Here is a 17189-nt window from a genome sequence, read left to right as displayed (position 1 = left end):
ATCAGAACGCGTGCAGCGGCAGGTTCACGACCAGACGGTACTCCTTGTTCGTCGCGTCGGAGTAGTGAGTCGAACCGGTGTGCCACATCGCGATGAACGTGACCTTCGTGTCCTTCAGCTTGCCGCTCTGGAACGTGTACGACGGGATGAAGCCGAACTCGTGGTGACGGCCCTGGACCGGCGCGCCGTTGCTCCAGTAGATGCTCGACTTGGTCGGGTCGTTCGCCGCGCCCGCGCTGCCGTCCGCACCCCAGCCCGTCACGCCCCAGACCATCGCCTTGAAGCCCGGCAGGCCCGCTTCCTTGCCGTAGAACGTGTAACGCAGCTGCAGCGACTTTTCGTGCGGCGCGTTGTAGTCGACGTCCATCGAGTTGGTCAGGAAGATGCCGTTCGTTTCGTTCAGGTAGTCGAAGAACTGGTCGCCGAGCACCTGCTGGAAGCCGAGCAGCAGCTCGTGCGGGCCGTGCTGCGCGGCCACCGACAGGCTGTATGCGTTGTTGTCGATCTTGCCCTGCAGCGCGTCGCCCGTGTCGTGCGTCGAGTAGACGTTGCCGAAGCCGGTCCACTTGATCGTCTGCGGGCTGCCGATGCTGTGCTTCACCGACGCGTAGTACTGGTGCCACACGTCGTCGGCCTGGTTCGCATACAGCGCGACTTCGCCGTTCGGCGAGTAGTCCCACGTGCCGCCGACATACGACAGGCGATTGATGCGTGTGCCGCCGTATTGCGTCGTCAGGTTGGTGAGCGTCGTATGCCCGCGCGCGTTGGTCTTCGTGAAGCTGCCGGCCTCGAGCATCACGTTCTTGAATTCATTGCTGACGATCGTCGTGCCGAGGAACGTCGGCGGCAGCGCACGGTTGTCGTGCTGCTCCATGAACGGGTTGTCGATGGCCTGCAGACCGTACTTGATCACCGTGTTCGAGATGCGCGCCTTGATGTCGTAGATGCCCGGGTAGGCCCACGCGAGCTGGTTGCCGCCGCCGCCGCCCTTCGCGATGTGCACCATGCTGCCGGCGCCCTGGCCGCCGTCGAGCTTCAGTGCCGCATACAGCGACGCGTCGAAGCCGATACCGATCAGGCCCGTCGTATAGCCCGACTCGAAGTTCGCCATCGCGCCCTGGACCCATGCGTGGCGATGCGGGCCGCCCTTGCTGTCGAGCACGTCCGCATAGTTGCGGAACAGGAAGTCGAGATGGCTGTCGGCAATGAAGCCCTTCGACTTCGACTGCGCCGACGGCTCGTCGGGCGGCGTGACGGCCTGGGTCGCCTCGGCATTGATAATGGCGTTCTGTGTCGGTGCGCCCGTGCCGGCGGACTGCGCGACCTGCAGCGGCGCGGGCGCCGCGTCGTCGGCGTACGCCACGCCCGTCAGCGAGACACCGGCGAGTGCCGGCAGTCCCCATGCAAGCAGCATCTTCGATGCCGTCCCGATCGTCTTCTGTTTCTTCATCGTCATTCTCGTCTTGTGTTGATATCGTCCACGCCGGTTGCGATCCGCTCCCGGCCCCCCGGCGCGCCCGGTTAAGGACGCGCCTGTACCCCGCGACGCGAAGATCGTTCGCGCCGCCCCTGCCCCTGTTGACCAGCCTTGGTTTTGTTTGCCGAGTTACTTCAGATCACGCCGCGCCCGCACGAATGCACGCGACACGCGCCGCCGACCCCTGCCGCACTTCCGGCAGCGGCACGTCCTGCGCGCACGCGTCGATCGCGACCGGGCAGCGCGTGCGGAACGCGCAGCCGGACGGCGGGTTGAGCGGCGAGGGCATCTCGCCCGCCAGCAGCATCGGACGGCGAGCACGCTCGCGCGCCGGCTCCGGCGTCGGCGCCGCATCGAGCAGCGCCTTCGTGTACGGGTGCTGCGGCACGCCGTACACGTCATGCCGCGTGCCGAACTCCATCACGCGGCCGAGATACATCACGAGCACACGCTGGCTGATCGCCTTCACCACGGCGAGATCGTGTGCAACGAACAGATAGGACAACGACAGTTCGCGCTGCAGGTCGCGCAGCAGGTTCACGATCTGCGCCTGGATCGACACGTCGAGCGCCGACACGGGTTCGTCGCAGATCACGAGCTTCGGCTCGCCGATCAGCGCGCGTGCGATGCCGACGCGCTGGCACTGCCCGCCCGAGAATTCGTGGGGATAACGCAGCAGGTGATGCGCGTTCAGGCCGACGCGTTCGAGCATCGAGACCACGCGGCGGCGCACTTCGGTGCGGCCGAGGCCGGCCTGGTGCGTGACGAGGGGCTCGGCGACGACCTGCTCGATCGTCATGCGCGGATCGAGCGATGCGAGCGGATCCTGGAAGATCATCTGCACTTCGCGCCGCATCGAGTTGCCGCGCAGGTGGTCGGGCGCAACCGCTTCGCCGCGCCATTTCACGGTGCCGGCCGTCATCGGCACGAGGCCGATCAGCGCGCGCGCGAGCGTCGACTTCCCGCAGCCCGATTCGCCGACGAGCCCGACCGTCTCGCCGCGCTTCACGTCGAACGACACACCGTCGACCGCGCGCAGCGTGCCCTTTGGCGACCACGGATAGCCGCCCAGCGGCACGCGGAAATGCACCTTCAAATCGTCGACGGACAGCAGCGTGTCGTCCGTCGCGCCGGCATTGCGGCGTTCATCGACGCTCATCGCAGACCTCCCGTCAGATCGGCCACGGGGCGGTGGCACGCGCGCACCGCGCCCACGGCGCCAAAGGTTTCGAGCGCGGGGCGCGCGGCGCCGCAGCGTTCTTCCGCATACGTGCAGCGCTTCGCGAACGCGCAGCCGGCCGGCGCGGTGCCGGGCATCGGCGGATTGCCGGGAATCGCGACGAGCGGCGCATCGTCCGCGTCGGTCAGGCGCGGCAGCGCGTTGAGCAGGCCGATCGTGTACGGATGCGACGGCGCCGCGAAGATCGAATCGGCCGGCGCGTATTCGACGGTGCGGCCCGCATACATGACCATCACGTCGTCCGCGAGGCCGGCGACCACACCCATGTCGTGCGTGATCAGCACGATCGCGGTGCCGCGCTCGCGGTTCAGCTCGCGCAGCAGGTCGATGATCTGCGCCTGCACGGTCACGTCGAGCGCGGTGGTCGGTTCGTCGGCGATCAGGATTTCCGGCTCGGACAGAAGCGCCATCGCGATCATCACGCGCTGGCGCATGCCGCCCGAGAACTCGTGCGGATACATGCGGATGCGCCGCGCCGCGTCGGGAATGCGCACCGATTCGAGCGCCTCGATCGCGCGCTTGGTCGCCGCCCTGCGCGACAGCTTGCGATGCAGCTGCAGCGTCTCCGTCATCTGCCGCTCGATCGTCAGGAACGGATTGAGCGACGTCATCGGATCCTGGAAGATCATCGCGATCCGGTCGCCGCGCACCTTGTTCAGCGCGCGCGTATCCATGTCGAGCAGGTTGTCGCCGCGATAGCGCGCGGCGCCGGTCGTCGTGCCGTTGCCGGCCAGCAGGCCGAGCAGCGCCATCACGGTCTGGCTCTTGCCCGAGCCCGATTCGCCGACGATGCCGAGCGTCTTGCCGGCTTCGAGCGAAAACGACACGCCGCTCACCGCATCGATCGGCGGCGCGTCCTTGCTCGTGAAGCGCACGCCGAGGTTGTCTACTTCGAGTAATGCGCTCATGTCAGCCTCCGCCGGGCCGCCGCGCACTTCGATGGAAGCGCCTGGGGGAGACGGGGGGGCTGCGCCCCCCCGAGCGAACAAAGTGAGCGTGGGGGTTGTTTCATCTCAGCGATCCTTCGGGTCGAGCGCGTCACGCAGGCCATCGCCGACGAAGTTCACGCAGTAGAGCGTCACGCACAGCATGACGGCCGGGGCCAGCAGCAGCCACGGCATCGATTCCAGTTTCTGCGCGCCGTCCTGGATCAGCACGCCCCAGCTCGTCATCGGCTCCTGCACGCCGAGGCCGAGGAACGACAGCACCGATTCGGTCAGCACGATGCCCGGCACCGACACGGTCGCGTACACGACCACCACGCCGAGCAGGTTCGGCACGACGTGGCGCAGCACGATCGACGTCGGCGTCACGCCGATCGCGCGTGCCGCGTCGACGAACTCGCGGCTGCGCAGCGACAGCGTCTGGCCGCGCACGACACGCGCCATGTCGATCCACGAGAACGCGCTGATGGTCAGCACGACGAGCATGAACGAGCGGCCGAACAGGGTCATCATCAGGATCGCGATCAGCAGGTACGGGATCGCGTACATCATGTCGACGATGCGCATCATCACGGAGTCGACGCGGCCACCCGCGAAGCCCGCGGTCGCGCCCCACGCGACGCCGAACAGGCCCGACACGAGCGTGCCGAGCAGGCCGACCTCGATCGACACGCGCCCGCCGATCAGCGTGCGCACGAGCAGGTCGCGGCCGAGCTCGTCGGTGCCGAACCAGTGCTGGTTCGCCCAGGTCGGCGGCAGGCTGATCGAGCCCCAGTCGCTTGCGGCGGGGTCGGCCGCGAGCACCCACGGGCCGACGAAGCACGTGATCGTGATCAGCGCGAGCAGCACGAGGCTGAACACGGCCGCGCGGTTGTGAAGGAAACGCGCCATCGCAAGCGCGAGCGGCGAGCGCGAACGCGGCGGCGAGTCGGTCTGCACGGGCAGGCCGACGACGGGAGTAGTCGGAGTCATCGCTGTGCCTCGCTCAATAACGGATGCGCGGATCGAGCCACGCGTACGCGAGGTCGACCAGCAGGTTGAACAGCACGGCGCAGACGGTGGTCAGCACGACGAGGCCGAGCACGAGCGTGTAGTCGCGGTTGATCGCGCCGTTCACGACGAGCTGGCCGAGCCCCGGCAGCGCGAACACCGATTCGGTGACGACGGCTGCGGTGATCGACGAGATGCAGACCGTGCCGAACAGCGACACGACCGGCATCAGCGCGGGCTTCAGCGCGTGGCGCAGCACGATCGTCGAGCCCGGCAGGCCCTTCGCGCGCGCGGTGCGGATGTAGTTGCTCGACAGCGTCTCGATCATCGAGCCGCGCATCACGCGCGCGAGCAGCGACATGTTGATGAAGGTCAGCAGCACGATCGGCAGCAGCCGGTACTGCCAGCCGCCGTCGCCCCAGCCGCCTGCCGGCAGCCAGCCGTTGCCGGCCGAGGTTTTCAGCAGGATCGCGAAGATCCACACGAGCACCGGGCCGAGCACGAACGGCGGCACGACGTTGCCGATATTGCCGATCAGCATCACGATGCGGTCGATGAAGCTGTCGCGGCGCACGGCCGCGACGGTGCCGAGCAGCACGCCGAGCCCGATCGAGATCGGGATCGATACGCCGCCTACGCCGAGACTCACCGGCAGCGCCTTGCGCACGAGATCGTTCACGGACCAGTCGACATAGCGAAACGACGGACCGAGGTCGCCGTGCAGCAGCGCGTCGAGATACAGCAGGTACTGCTTCCACAGCGGCTGGTCGAGGTGGTACTTCGCGTTCAGGTTCGCGAGCGTTGCCGCGGAAAGCTGCTTCTCCGTATCGAACGGTCCGCCGGGTGTGAAGTGCAGCAGCAGGTAGCAGACGGTGACGACCGCGAGGATCGTCGGCACCGCCCACAACGTGCGTCTCAGTGCGTAGGCCAGCATGATCGCTCCGCTCAGTGCTTGATCAGGTACATGTCCTGCGAAGCACGCATGTCGATCACGTTCTTCAGCGAGTAGCCGCCCACGTAAGGCTTCACGAGACGGTCCGCCGAGTACTGGAACAGCGGCACCATCGGCGTGTCGTTCAGCGCGAGGTCGTGTGCCTGCGTGAGCAGCGCGGCACGCGCCTTGTCGTCGAGCTTCTGGTTGCCTTCGTCGACAAGCGCGTCGGCCTGCTTGTTGCAGTAGCCGACGGTGTTCTGCGCGCTGCCGCAGCGCAGCAGGTCGAAGAACGTCATCGCGTCGTTGTAGTCGGCGAACCAGCCGTCGCGCGCGATCTGCACCTTGCCGTCATGCCGCTCCTTCATCAACACCTTGAACTCGACGTTCTCGAGCTTGGTGTTGACGCCGAGCTTGGTGCGCCATTCCGACGCGGCGAACAGCGCGACCTTCTTGTGCAGGTCGTTGGTGTTGTAGGTCAGCGTGAACGCCAGCGGCTTCGCATCCGAGTAGCCGGCCTGCTTCAGCAGGTTCTTCGCCGTCTCGACGCGCTTGGCCATCGGCCACGACGCCCAGTCCGGCGTGAACGGCTGCACGCCCTTCGTGCCGTTCGGCATCAGCCCGTACATCGGCTTCTCGCCGGCCTGCGTGAGCTTCGAGGTCAGCACCTCGCGATCGAGCACCATCGACAGCGCCTGGCGCACGCGCTTGTCCTTCAGCGCCGGATCGCTGTTGTTCAGGTAGTAGTAGTACGTCGCGAGCTGCAGGCCCTGGCGCAGTTCGCCGCCGAACTGCTTGCTGACCTGCTGGAAGATCCCCGACGGAATCGAGTAGCTGTAGTCGATCTGGCCGGCCTGGTACATGCGCATCGCGGTCTCGTCGCTCTCGATCGGCAGGTACGTGACCTTGTTGATCACGACCTTCGGCGCGTTCCAGTACTTCGCATCCTTCGAGATCACGATGCGGTTGTTCGGCTGCCAGTCGACCAGCTGGAACGGGCCGTTGCTGACGATGTTCCCCGGGCGCGTCCACGCGTCGCCGAGCTTCGTCACCGTGTCCTTGTTCACCGGCGCGAGCGGCACCATCGCGGTCAGCTCCGGGAAGAACGCGACCGGCACGTCGGTCGTCACCTCGAGCGTGTACGGGTCGATCGCGCGCACGCCGAGCGTCGACGGCGCGGCCTTGCCCGCGATGATGTCCTTCGAGTTCTTCACGAACTCGACGAGGATCGTGTATTTCGAGCCCGTCTTCGGATCGACGAGGCGCTGCCACGCGTAGACGAAATCGGCGGCCGTCACCGGCTGGCCGTTGCTCCACTTCGCGTCGTGGCGAAGCTTGAAGATCCACGTCTGCGGCGTCTTGCGCTCCCACGACAGCGCGACGCCCGGCACGACCTGGCCGGCCGCATCGATGCGGGCAAGCCCTTCGAACAGGTCGAGGCCGATCGTGTTGCCGGTCCACGATTCGATGTGCGCGGGGTCGAGCGACTCGACCTCGGCGGGCACCTGTCGCGTCAGGTCCTGTTGAGGAGCGAGCGCGACGTTCGACGGAACGGTAACGGCGTGGGCGACGGGCGTCGTCAGGGCGAGCGCGGCCAGCACGGCCGACATGGCATGCAAGGATTTCATCGTGGCAGTCTTGAGAAAGTGTGTTCGGTGAGCGTCGCGCGGCGAATGCCGCGGCTTACGCGTGAGACGCTGACGGGTGCAGCGATTGAGGAGGCCCGTGGTTCTCGTATTGCATATTAGTATTCCTTACGTTTCTTTCGACAGGCATCCCGTCTTGGAAACGAAGGAATACCTGTGCGTTAGAACAGCCTCGGTGTACCGACCCAGACCACCACCGACTCGATCTTCGCGGTGTTGACCCAACTGTGCGGGACCGTCGACTGATAGTGCGAACTGTCGCCGGCCTGCAGGACGAACGTCTTGCCTTCCAGCGTCAGCGACACTTCCCCTTCAATCACATACAGGAACTCCTCTCCTGCATGTGTCGTCACTTCCGACCGCTTCTGCCCCGGCGGCAGCCTCACGAGGATCGCCTCGAGCTGTCGCCCTTCGGATACGTTCGTCAGCCGCGCGAACAGGTTCGCCGAATCGGCAAACCCGAAGAAGCGCAACTGCTCGCCTCGGCAGACCGAGCGTTCCTCGCTCGGTGTATCCACGAAGTACTGCACCGTCACACCGAGCGCGTGCGCGATACCGGCCAGCGACGTCAGTGACGGCGACGCGAGCCCGCGCTCGACTTGAGACAGAAACGGCTTCGAAATCCCCGCGGCGGTAGCGGTGTCGTCGAGCGTGCGCTTGAGTCGTTGGCGCAACGCGCGAATCTTGCTGCCCAGTACGGCGGCAGCGTCTGCGGACCGCGGGTTTTCAGTGGGGGGAACCATAGCAGGCCGAAAAGTAGTCGTCAAAAAATGTTTGATGGAAAATAACTAAGTTAGATCGATATAGCTTAGTCTTCGGGTTCGCACACGTCTTCGATATCGAGCCCGGTGCACTAAACAGGGCACGAAGCGAGCGAAACGACGCGCTATCTTGCCAGACTCGCCGGCTTCACAGGCAAGCTGCAAGCGGCTCTCCGGGAATCTTCGGAGGGCCGGTCGAGAATTTTACAAATAGATGACGAGACGAATGTTCCTGAAAGCTGCTGCCACATCGGGAGTTTCCCTGAGTGGCGCATACCTGACGCACCGGACCGGCGAACGTTACCATTCGCGCGCCGGTCGGGGCCACTCGCCGCCTCATCAGGCGGTGTCCGACCCCGGCCCGGGCTAGGGCCCGTTCCTGCCAATAACGGGCCCTGAGCCCGACTGTTCCATCGCCAGCGCAAGACCTACCCGGCCCATTGTGCATCGGCGCCAGTTCGACCCCAAGACGACGCGTGATCCGTGCCGTCCGTTTCAACCGAGATTGATGATGCATTCACCTGTTTCACAAACCCGATCGTTTACGACGGTCTTCCTCATCGAAATGTGGGAGCGCTTCGGCTACTACGGCATGGCCGCGCTCCTGGTCCTCTTCATGGTCGACCGGCTCGGTTTCACCGACAGCCATGCGAACCTGACCTGGGGTGCGTTCACCGCGCTCGTCTATGCGGCACCGTCGATCGGCGGCTGGATCGGCGACAAGGTGCTCGGCGCCCGTCGCACGATGATCATCGGCGCGGCCGTGCTGTGCACCGGCTACCTGATGCTCGCGGTACCGAACGACCAGCTCACGTACATGTACGCGTCGCTCGGCGTGATCGTCGTCGGCAACGGCCTGTTCAAGGCCAACGCGGCGAACCTCGTGCGCCGCATCTATGAAGGCGACGATGCGCGCATCGACAGCGCGTTCACGATCTACTACATGGCGGTCAACATCGGCTCGACGGTGTCGATGCTCGCGACGCCGTGGATCAAGGATCACTGGGGCTGGCACACAGCGTTCGCGGTCTGCTGCGGCGGCATGCTGCTCGCGATCCTCAACTTCATGCTGATGCACCGCACGCTCGCGCACGTCGGCTCGCAACCCGACGAACAGCCGATTCGCTGGAAGCGCCTCGGCGCGGTCGCGGCAGGCGGCGTCGCGCTCGCGCTGATCACGCTGTACGTGCTGCAGCACAAGCAGCTCGCAGTCGCCAGCGTGTGGACGGCGGCGTTCGCGATCCTCGCGATCTTCGCGTACATGATCGCGAAGTCGGAGCGCTCGGAACGCGCGGGCCTGATCGCGGCGCTCGTGCTGATCGGCCAGGTGATCCTGTTCTTCATCTTCTACGTGCAGATGTCGACGTCGCTGACACTGTTCGCGCTGCGCAACGTCGATCCGCGCTTCATCCTGTTCGGCACGACGCTGTTCACGTGGAGCGCCGCGCAGTTCCAGGCGCTGAACCCGATCTGGATCATGCTGCTGAGCCCGGTGCTCGTGTGGGTCTACAACTCGGTCGCGAAGGGCGGCCGTGACCTGCCGGTCGCCGCGAAGTACGCGCTCGGCTTCGGCGCGGTCGCCGCGGGCTACCTGGTGTTCACGATCAGCGGCCGCTACGCGGTCGACGGCCGCGTGTCGTCGTGGTTCATGGTGTGGGGCTACGGCCTCTACTCGCTCGGCGAACTGCTGGTGAGCGGCCTCGGCCTCGCGATGATCGCCCGCTACGTGCCGGCGCGCATGAGCGGCTTCATGATGGGTGCGTATTTCGTCGCGACGGGCGTGTCGCAGTATCTCGGCAGCGTCGTCGCGAACTTCGCGCAGATGCCGTCGCACGAACTGCCGGCCACCGAATCGCTGCCGCTCTACCTGTCGCTGTTCGAGAAGCTCGGCTGGCTCGCCGCGATCGGCATGCTGCTCGCGCTGCTGCTGCTGCCGCTGATGAACCGCCTGTCGCGCCAGCATCAGCGCTGCGCGGAAGAGCGCCGCGAAGAAGCGCTGCAGGCGCAGGGCGCCGTCGCGACCCAGTAAGTACTATCCCTTGGCGTGCGGCATGCACGCCACATTCTCCTGCCGGTTGCGCGATCGCGTCCTACACTGGTTGCAAGAAGCGCTTCGACCGATACGCGCGACAGGCAGGGGAATACGATGAAAAGCAAGACCACGCGAATCCTGAGGATACTGTCGGACATCCGGCACGCCCAGCGCTGCACCGCGATGCGCGCCGCCCGGGCCGCGGCCGAAGTCGACGCGGTACTCGCGGAGCACGACGACCCGGCGCCGGACGAACGCGACGACGCCGAATCCGGCGAAGCAACCGCCGTTCCCCGCTCCCGTATCGGCTCACCTCACTGACGCCGCGCGGCACGTTGCGTGCCGCACGCGCCTCTTCCCGCGCCGCTCACGCGGCCGCACTGCGCCACCGCGCGATCCACGTTCCCGAACCAGCGACGGCCATCATCAGCCCGAGCGCGCATGCGTCGGCCACGAGGCCCACGCCGACATGCCGCAGATCGGCCCCGTGCGCGACCGGGTGCAGCAGCGAATCGATGACGAGCGAGATCGCCGCGCCCGCGACGAAGCAGATCAGCCCGCGCTGGCCGACCGCGACGACGGGCCGCACGCCCTGCGCGATCCGCGCGATCCAGCCGTAGCGCACGCAATCGGCCATCAGCCACGCGATGGCCGCGAAGCTCACGACGCGCGGCAACGCGAGATCGCGCTTGAGCACGCCTTCGGGCAGCGGCAGCCCGGAGAACAGCTTGTAGCTCGCGCAACCGAGCACGACCGCGCACGCGACGCCGGTCGCCGCGGCGCCCCACCGCCCGAGCGCGATGCGCCGGTAGAACGGCTGGCAGCGCGCGAGCACGCCGGCGACGAACAACAGTTGCCATGCGAACGGATTGAAGCTCCAGCGGAAGCCGTCGGTGTCCAGCAGCTCGGGGCCGAGCCAGCCCGCCGCCAGCCACGACGCGACGCTGAGTGCGACCAGCAGCCATGGATGGCGGCGCGCGAACCGCACGAGCACCGGCGACGCGAGCGCGAACAGCACGTACATCGGCAGCACCGACGCGAGATACGGCTGGCGCTGGAACGTCAGCAATTCGGCGAGGCCCGTGAGCGGCGATGCGAGCATCACGCTGACGTCGTCGAGCGCGAGATTCGGCGCGTCGATCCCGTAGTGATCGAGCACGGCCGATACGACGAGCATCAGCGTCGACGTCGCGAGAAACGCGCGGTAGATCTGCATCGCGCGGTGCACGAACCGGCGCTGCGCGGCGCGCGCGCCCTGCCGTTCGGCGATCGCGCCGTACGCGCTCGCGGTCGCGAAGCCGCCGAGGAAGACGAACACTTCGGCCGCGTCGCACAGCGCGAACGCGTGCAGCGTCACGCGCGACAGCACGCTCGCTCCGATGTGATCGACGACGATCATCAACAGCACGAGCCCGCGGAAGAAATCGACTTCGATCAGGCGGCCGCTGCGCGACGGCTGAACCGCGGCGGAAGACGGCATGCTCAACGACATGAGCGCACCCGCGCAACGGCGGCGCGACATGCGCCGGGGAATGGATCGTGAAAGAGAAGGCGAGCGCGATCAGCGGCGATACGCGTATGCCCGCATCGCGCCGACCCGGCCGGCCAGGCACGGGGATGACCGTTCATCGGAAAGCTGCATACGAAGGGAAGTCGGTCAGGCCAGTCTAGTGGCCGATCCGGGGAGACCCTAAGTAACAAAGTGCAACCGAATCTTCTATTCGATTACAAGCGCGAGACCGGCAATATGAAGCAGGCAGTGTCGCCAGATCCACGCCAGCGCGACGCCAGTTTGCGGTCAGCATCGATGCGTTCGACCGCGGTTTGATCGTCGATCGTCGAGCAGTGCGCGATGCACGGCGCGTTCCGTGCGCCGCGGCACCGTATGCGAAATCGAAGCTTATCCGCGTGCGGGCAATCGCCGCATCAGCATGGCGCTGTGCCACGCGGTCAGCGCGACGGCGACCCAGATCGGCCCGTACGTCGCGAGGTTCGCGACGCTCAGCGTCTCGCCGAGCAGCAGCAGCGATACCGCGACGAGCAGCACGGGCTCGACGTAGCCGAGAATCCCGAACAGCGCCATCGGCAGCATCCGGCTCGCCTTCAGGTAACTCGCGAGCGCGAGCGTGCTGAGCACGCCGAGCCCCGGCAACAGCGCGGCCCACAGCAAAGGATGGGGGCCGACGCGCGTCGCGCTCGTCGCGACCATCGCGAACGCGATCGGACACAACAGCACGATCTCGACCGCGAACGCGGCGAGCGAATCGGCGTTGATCCGCCGGCGCAGCACGAAATACGGCGGATAACCGAGCGCGACGACGAGCGTCGGCCATGCGAACGCGCGCGTCGCCCACACTTCGTGCGCGACGCCGAGCGCGGCGCACGCGACCGCCGCCCACTGCAGCGGGTCGAGGCGTTCGTGATAGTAGAAGCGGCCGACGAGCACCATCGTCAGCGGCAGCAGGAAATAGCCGAGCGACACTTCGAGCATGCGGCCGTGCAGCGGCGCCCACAGGAACAGCCACAGCTGCAGGCCGAGCAGCGCCGCGCTCGCGGGCAGCGCGATCAGCAAACGCCAGTCGCGCACGCTGCGCCGCGCGAGCTCGGCGAGCGCGGGCCAGCGGCCGCGCAACGCGATCAGCGCGAGCGCGCCCGGCGCGGTCCACAATACGCGCCACGCGAAGATGTCGAGCCCCGTGAGCGGCGCGAGCAGTTTCGCGTAAGCCGACATCAGCGCGAACAGCGTCGATGCCATCACCGACAGCATGAGGCCGCGCCCGGCTTCCGGATACCCCGTCATGGTTGTTGCGCGCCTCTTACTGCTGCTGGAAACGCTCGAAGCGCCTTTCGGTCTGACGTTCCTCGAACGTCACCTCGGTCACGTGCGCGGCCGGCGGCCCGTGGCGCAGCCACGCGAGCATCCGGTCGATCTGCGCGCCGGGGCCCTGGATCATCGCCTCGACGCTGCCGTCCTCGAGATTCGCGACCCAGCCGCGCAGCTTCAGCGCATGCGCTTCGCGCACCGTCGCATGACGGAAACCGACGCCCTGCACGACGCCGCGCACCCGCACGTGGTAGGTCTCGATCCGTTCGTCCAGTTCATTGCGGCTCATCGCGTCGCCCTCCCGTTGCATTCAAGCCCGGCATTGTAGTCGCGTCGGCCGCTTCGCACACGCGTCCGGCGGACCGGCCGCGCGCCGCCGGATATGAACGGCCCGCCGGGTGCGCCGGCGTTGCGTCGCCGCGCGCGCCGACCACGTACAATCTCGCCGATGCTCAACCGCCGCGCCGCTCGCGCGCGGCCCCGAAGGAAACGCATGACTGATACCTCCCGCGATCTCGTTCTCGTCACCGGCGCGTCCGGTTTCGTCGGCTCGGCCGTCGCGCGCATCGCGCAGCAGAAAGGCTTTGCGGTGCGCGTGCTCGTGCGCCCGACCAGCCCGCGTACGAACGTCGCGGATCTCGACGCCGAGATCGTCACCGGCGACATGCGCGACGAGGCGTCGATGCGCGCCGCGCTGCGCGGCGTGCGCTACCTGCTGCACGTGGCGGCCGACTACCGGCTGTGGGCGCCCGATCCCGACGAGATCGAGCGCGCGAACCTCGAAGGCGCGGTCGCGACGATGCGCGCGGCACGCGCCGAAGGCGTCGAGCGGATCGTCTACACGAGCAGCGTCGCGACGCTGAAGGTCACGAGCGCGGGCGACCCGTCCGACGAAAACCGGCCGCTCACGCCCGAGCAGGCGATCGGCGTCTACAAGCGCAGCAAGGTGCTCGCGGAACGCGCGGTCGAGCGGATGATCGCCGACGAAGGGCTGCCGGCCGTGATCGTCAACCCGTCGACGCCGATCGGCCCGCGCGACGTGAAGCCGACGCCGACCGGCCGCATCATCGTCGAGGCCGCGCTCGGCAAGATTCCCGCGTTCGTCGACACGGGGCTGAACCTCGTGCACGTCGACGACGTCGCGCACGGCCACTTCCTCGCGCTCGAGCACGGCCGGATCGGCGAGCGCTACATCCTCGGCGGCGAGAACCTGCCGCTGCAGCAGATGCTGGCCGACATCGCGCAGATGACGGGCCGCAAGGCGCCGACGATCGCGCTGCCGCGCTGGCCGCTGTACCCGCTCGCGGTCGGCGCCGAAGCGGTCGCGAAGTTCACGAAGAAGGAGCCGTTCGTCACCGTGGACGGGCTGCGGATGTCGAAGAACAAGATGTATTTCACGTCCGCGAAGGCCGAGCGCGAACTCGGCTACCGCGCGCGTCCGTACCGCGAAGGGCTGCGCGATGCGCTCGACTGGTTCGGCTCGGCGGGGTACCTGAAATAACACAAAGCGGCGCGCTTCGCGCCGCGTTGCGCACTTTGTTACACGTCGCGCACGGACCGGCACCGGCGCAGCGGGTAAAATCGCGGGTCTTACGCAGAGAAGACACGCATGAACCTGAACGATCAGATCGATTCGCTCAACACGGGCGTCGATCAGCTCCTCCACGATCACCACGCCGCGCAGCAGGCGGCCCGCAGCGCAGAAGCCTTCGCGCGCGCCGCAGCCGCGGAAGCCCAGGCCGCCGCGCAACGTCACGCTGCAGCGGAAACCGAAGCGCAGGCCGCCGCGCAACGCCACACGGCGGCAGCCGCCGACGCCGAAGCCGCGCAGCAGCGCCACGCGGAAGCCACCGCCGCCGCCGAAGCCGCCGCCCACCGTCATACGGATGCCGCCGCGCAAGCCGAAGCCGCCGTGCAGCGCCATACGGAAGCCACCGCACGGACCGAAGCGCTCGCGCAACGTCACGCGGACGCCGAAGCCGCATCGCAACGGCACGCAGCGGCGATCGCCGAAGCGGAGGCCGCCGCGCAACGCCATCACGCCGCCGCGACCGAAGCCGATGCGGCCGCGCAGCGCCATGCGGCAGCGACCGCCGAAGCCGAGGCCGCCGCGAAGCGTCACGCGCAAGCGACCGCCGAAGCCGAAGCGGCCACGCAGCGTCACACGGAAGCGATTGCCGAAGCCGAGGCGCTCGCGCAGCGTCACACGGAAGCGATCGCCGAAACGCAGGCCGCCGCGCAACGTCATGCCGACGCGGCCGCCGACGCGGAAGCCGTCGCGCAGCGCCACGCCGAAGCGATCGCGCAGGCCGAAGCCGCCGCGCAACGCCACGCCAACGCCACCGCGCAGGCCGAAGCCGTCACGCAACGCCATGCCGAAGCGATCGCGCAGGCCGAAGCCGCCGCGCAGCATCACGCGAAGGCCATCGCCGACGCCGAGGCGCTGGTCGAGGCCGTCGTCAAGGAAGCCGCGACGAACGCAGTTGCCGCCACGGCGGTTGCTGCCGAAGTCGTCGAACCGGCACCGGCAGGCACGCCGGCGGCGGAACCGGCCGTGATCGCATCCGCGCCGGCTGCGGCCGATGCGACGGCCGACGCAGGCACCGCTGTCGTCGCGACGGCGCAAGCCGAAACTGCGACTGCGACTGAAACCGAAGCCGCTGCCGACCCGGCCGACAAATCGACGCTGCACGTGTCGCGTCCGACGCAGAACGAACTCACGCTGACCATCAACGGCGAATCGATCAAGCTGAATCCGGAGCAACTGGGTCAGTTGATCGAGGAACTCGCGCATGCGCGCGCGTCGATGCAGCCGGAGCCGCCGCCCGGCATCCCGGCCGGCTGGCGTTTCGTGACGACGAAGAACCCGATGATGGCCGTGCAGAAGCAGTCGAACGGCGACCGCCTGCTGGTCGCCCGCCACACCGGCTACGGCTGGGTGCCGTTCACGTTCTCGCCGGACGTCGTGGTCCAGATGTACATGATGCTGACCCAGCGGTAAGCGTGGACGCATCGGTCCGCCATTGGCCGAAAACGCAACAGCCCGACCGGTTTCCGCCGATCGGGCTGTTTGCTGTCCGGCTGCCGCAAAGGCAGCGTCCCGGGACGCGCGCCGGCGGCGCGCGAAACGCTCAGCGCTCCACCGGCGCCTGCACGCGCGCCTTCCATTGGCCGCCCTTGCCGCGCCAGTAGCGCCACGCGGACGCGAACGTCGCGCCCACATAGAACAGCGCGACGAGCGGCAGCGCGGGCGCCCACAGCGGCGAGCGCCGGTAGTAGCGCAGCATCGGCGCATACGCGGCGCACATCGACGCCCACGCGAGCCACGCCGGCCACGCGCGCGCGCCGTACGCGAGCGCCGCGACGGGCGGCACGAGGTAGATGATCGCCATCCCGAGCAGCGTGCCGGCCAGCAGCAGCGGCGAATAGTGCAGCTGCGTGAACGCGGTGCGCGCGATCATGTTCCAGATGTCGCGCCAGCTGTCGTACGGGCGCAGCGACACGCTGCGGTCGGCCAGGTCGAGGCGGATCGGATGGCGGCCGCTGCCGCGATGCTTGATCTGCGCGGCGAGGCTGCAGTCGTCGATCAGCGCGCCGCGGATCGACTCGATGCCGCCCGCTTCCTCGAGCGCCGTGCACTTCACGAGCATGCAGCCGCCCGCGGCGCCGGCCGTCCGGTTGCGCGGGTTGTTGATCCACGAGAACGGGTAGAGCTTCGCGAAGAAGAACACGAACGCCGGGATCAGCGCCTTTTCCCAGAACGAATCGCAGCGCAGCCGCACCATCAGCGACACGAGATCGCGGTTCTCGGCCTGTGCGCGCGTGACGAGCTGCGCGACGGCGTCGGGCGGATGGCCGATGTCGGCATCCGTCAGCAGCAGGTAGTCGGCCGGCAGGCCGAGCGTCTGCACCGCGACGATCCCCTGCGACTGCGCCCACACCTTGCCCGACCAGCCGGCCGGCAGCGGCTTCGCGGCCAGCACCGTCAGCCGGTCGGCGCGGTTGATCGCGAGCGCCGCCGCGCGGGCCGCGTCGGCGGTGCCGTCGTCGCTGTGGTCGTCGACAATGATCAGATGAAAGTCGCCGGGATAATCCTGCTCGAGCAGCGAAGTCGCTGCACGGGCGATCACGTCGGCCTCGTTGCGCGCCGGCACGACCGCGACGACGGCCGGCCAGCCGGCCTCGGCCGCCGCGCCGCGCGCGTCGGCCGGCAGCGACCGCGCGGGCACTGCGCGCCAGAAGCCGCCGCGCGCGACGAGCAGCACGATCCAGATCATCAGCGACAGGCCGGACACCAGGAAAGCGATCGCCAGCATCATCGGCGCGCCTCCTGCCGAACGCTGG

Annotated in this window: 15 protein-coding genes; 4 read left to right on the top strand and 11 right to left on the bottom strand. The window is 67.7% G+C overall.

Annotation, left to right across the window (positions count from 1 at the left end; all coding sequences use genetic code 11):
- Window position 1: 1 nt before the first annotated feature.
- From ABD05_RS22095 to ABD05_RS22065, 7 genes are all read right to left on the bottom strand, one after another.
- On the bottom strand, window positions 2-1450 hold the full coding sequence (locus ABD05_RS22095; protein WP_047903728.1) for an OprD family porin: 1449 nt from the start codon (window positions 1448-1450) through the stop codon (window positions 2-4).
- A 166-nt stretch (window positions 1451-1616) separates the two neighbouring features.
- Window positions 1617-2636, bottom strand: coding sequence for an ABC transporter ATP-binding protein (locus tag ABD05_RS22090; protein ID WP_047902209.1), 1020 nt, complete (start codon window positions 2634-2636; stop codon window positions 1617-1619).
- Window positions 2633-3625 (bottom strand): ABC transporter ATP-binding protein, encoded by a 993-nt coding sequence (locus ABD05_RS22085; RefSeq protein WP_047902208.1) that lies wholly within the window; start codon window positions 3623-3625, stop codon window positions 2633-2635. Before ABD05_RS22085 ends, ABD05_RS22090 begins: the two co-directional genes overlap by 4 nt.
- Window positions 3626-3730: 105 nt before the next feature.
- A complete protein-coding gene (locus ABD05_RS22080; RefSeq protein ID WP_047902207.1) occupies window positions 3731-4633 on the bottom strand; it encodes an ABC transporter permease in 903 nt (300 codons plus the stop codon).
- A 13-nt stretch (window positions 4634-4646) separates the two neighbouring features.
- Window positions 4647-5585 (bottom strand): ABC transporter permease subunit, encoded by a 939-nt coding sequence (locus tag ABD05_RS22075; RefSeq protein WP_047902206.1) that lies wholly within the window; start codon window positions 5583-5585, stop codon window positions 4647-4649.
- A gap of 11 nt (window positions 5586-5596) precedes the next feature.
- Window positions 5597-7210, bottom strand: coding sequence for a peptide ABC transporter substrate-binding protein (locus ABD05_RS22070; RefSeq protein ID WP_047902205.1), 1614 nt, complete (start codon window positions 7208-7210; stop codon window positions 5597-5599).
- Window positions 7211-7389: 179 nt separating this feature from the next.
- Entirely contained in the window at window positions 7390-7971 is a 582-nt protein-coding gene (locus ABD05_RS22065; protein ID WP_047902204.1) for a cupin domain-containing protein, read from the bottom strand.
- 526 nt (window positions 7972-8497) lie between these two features.
- On the opposite strand from ABD05_RS22065, the gene ABD05_RS22060 reads away from it, so the two are divergent.
- Window positions 8498-10018 (top strand): peptide MFS transporter, encoded by a 1521-nt coding sequence (locus ABD05_RS22060; protein ID WP_047902203.1) that lies wholly within the window; start codon window positions 8498-8500, stop codon window positions 10016-10018.
- A gap of 117 nt (window positions 10019-10135) precedes the next feature.
- On the top strand, window positions 10136-10342 hold the full coding sequence (locus ABD05_RS22055; RefSeq protein ID WP_047902202.1) for a hypothetical protein: 207 nt from the start codon (window positions 10136-10138) through the stop codon (window positions 10340-10342).
- Between the two features lie 46 nt (window positions 10343-10388).
- Here the strand turns inward: ABD05_RS22055 and ABD05_RS22050 are convergent, their stop codons facing one another.
- The 3 genes from ABD05_RS22050 to ABD05_RS22040 form a co-directional block, all read right to left on the bottom strand.
- Window positions 10389-11513 carry an OpgC domain-containing protein gene (locus ABD05_RS22050; RefSeq protein WP_047903727.1) on the bottom strand — a complete coding sequence of 375 codons (1125 nt, stop codon included), beginning with the start codon at window positions 11511-11513 and terminating at the stop codon, window positions 10389-10391.
- Window positions 11514-11921: 408 nt separating this feature from the next.
- Complete coding sequence (gene rarD / locus ABD05_RS22045) at window positions 11922-12821, bottom strand: EamA family transporter RarD (RefSeq protein WP_047902201.1); 900 nt, start codon at window positions 12819-12821, stop codon at window positions 11922-11924.
- A 16-nt stretch (window positions 12822-12837) separates the two neighbouring features.
- Window positions 12838-13134 (bottom strand): acylphosphatase, encoded by a 297-nt coding sequence (locus ABD05_RS22040; protein WP_047903726.1) that lies wholly within the window; start codon window positions 13132-13134, stop codon window positions 12838-12840.
- Between the two features lie 204 nt (window positions 13135-13338).
- Between ABD05_RS22040 and hpnA the strand changes: the two genes are divergently transcribed.
- Both hpnA and ABD05_RS22030 read left to right on the top strand, forming a co-directional pair.
- Entirely contained in the window at window positions 13339-14346 is a 1008-nt protein-coding gene (gene hpnA, locus ABD05_RS22035; protein ID WP_047902200.1) for a hopanoid-associated sugar epimerase, read from the top strand.
- A 108-nt stretch (window positions 14347-14454) separates the two neighbouring features.
- Window positions 14455-15846: a hypothetical protein gene (locus ABD05_RS22030; protein WP_047902199.1), complete on the top strand. Its 1392-nt coding sequence runs from the start codon at window positions 14455-14457 to the stop codon at window positions 15844-15846.
- A 130-nt stretch (window positions 15847-15976) separates the two neighbouring features.
- Here the strand turns inward: ABD05_RS22030 and ABD05_RS22025 are convergent, their stop codons facing one another.
- Window positions 15977-17164 (bottom strand): glycosyltransferase, encoded by a 1188-nt coding sequence (locus ABD05_RS22025; RefSeq protein ID WP_047902198.1) that lies wholly within the window; start codon window positions 17162-17164, stop codon window positions 15977-15979.
- Between the last annotated feature and the right edge of the window lie 25 nt (window positions 17165-17189).

Origin of the sequence: Burkholderia pyrrocinia (genome assembly GCF_001028665.1) — a bacterium.
GTDB classification, from domain to species: domain Bacteria; phylum Pseudomonadota; class Gammaproteobacteria; order Burkholderiales; family Burkholderiaceae; genus Burkholderia; species Burkholderia pyrrocinia.
This window is presented reverse-complemented; position numbering and strand designations above follow the sequence as displayed.

Coding starts and splice junctions, on each gene's coding strand:
- ABD05_RS22075 (WP_047902206.1), bottom strand. CDS start 5,585: ATGCTGGCCTACGCACTGAGACGCACGTTGTGGGCGGTGCCGACGATC.
- ABD05_RS22025 (WP_047902198.1), bottom strand. CDS start 17,164: ATGATGCTGGCGATCGCTTTCCTGGTGTCCGGCCTGTCGCTGATGATC.
- ABD05_RS22040 (WP_047903726.1), bottom strand. CDS start 13,134: ATGAGCCGCAATGAACTGGACGAACGGATCGAGACCTACCACGTGCGG.
- ABD05_RS22070 (WP_047902205.1), bottom strand. CDS start 7,210: ATGAAATCCTTGCATGCCATGTCGGCCGTGCTGGCCGCGCTCGCCCTG.
- ABD05_RS22090 (WP_047902209.1), bottom strand. CDS start 2,636: ATGAGCGTCGATGAACGCCGCAATGCCGGCGCGACGGACGACACGCTG.
- ABD05_RS22080 (WP_047902207.1), bottom strand. CDS start 4,633: ATGACTCCGACTACTCCCGTCGTCGGCCTGCCCGTGCAGACCGACTCG.
- ABD05_RS22055 (WP_047902202.1), top strand. CDS start 10,136: ATGAAAAGCAAGACCACGCGAATCCTGAGGATACTGTCGGACATCCGG.
- ABD05_RS22030 (WP_047902199.1), top strand. CDS start 14,455: ATGAACCTGAACGATCAGATCGATTCGCTCAACACGGGCGTCGATCAG.
- rarD (WP_047902201.1), bottom strand. CDS start 12,821: ATGACGGGGTATCCGGAAGCCGGGCGCGGCCTCATGCTGTCGGTGATG.
- hpnA (WP_047902200.1), top strand. CDS start 13,339: ATGACTGATACCTCCCGCGATCTCGTTCTCGTCACCGGCGCGTCCGGT.
- ABD05_RS22065 (WP_047902204.1), bottom strand. CDS start 7,971: ATGGTTCCCCCCACTGAAAACCCGCGGTCCGCAGACGCTGCCGCCGTA.
- ABD05_RS22050 (WP_047903727.1), bottom strand. CDS start 11,513: ATGTCGTTGAGCATGCCGTCTTCCGCCGCGGTTCAGCCGTCGCGCAGC.
- ABD05_RS22060 (WP_047902203.1), top strand. CDS start 8,498: ATGATGCATTCACCTGTTTCACAAACCCGATCGTTTACGACGGTCTTC.
- ABD05_RS22085 (WP_047902208.1), bottom strand. CDS start 3,625: ATGAGCGCATTACTCGAAGTAGACAACCTCGGCGTGCGCTTCACGAGC.
- ABD05_RS22095 (WP_047903728.1), bottom strand. CDS start 1,450: ATGAAGAAACAGAAGACGATCGGGACGGCATCGAAGATGCTGCTTGCA.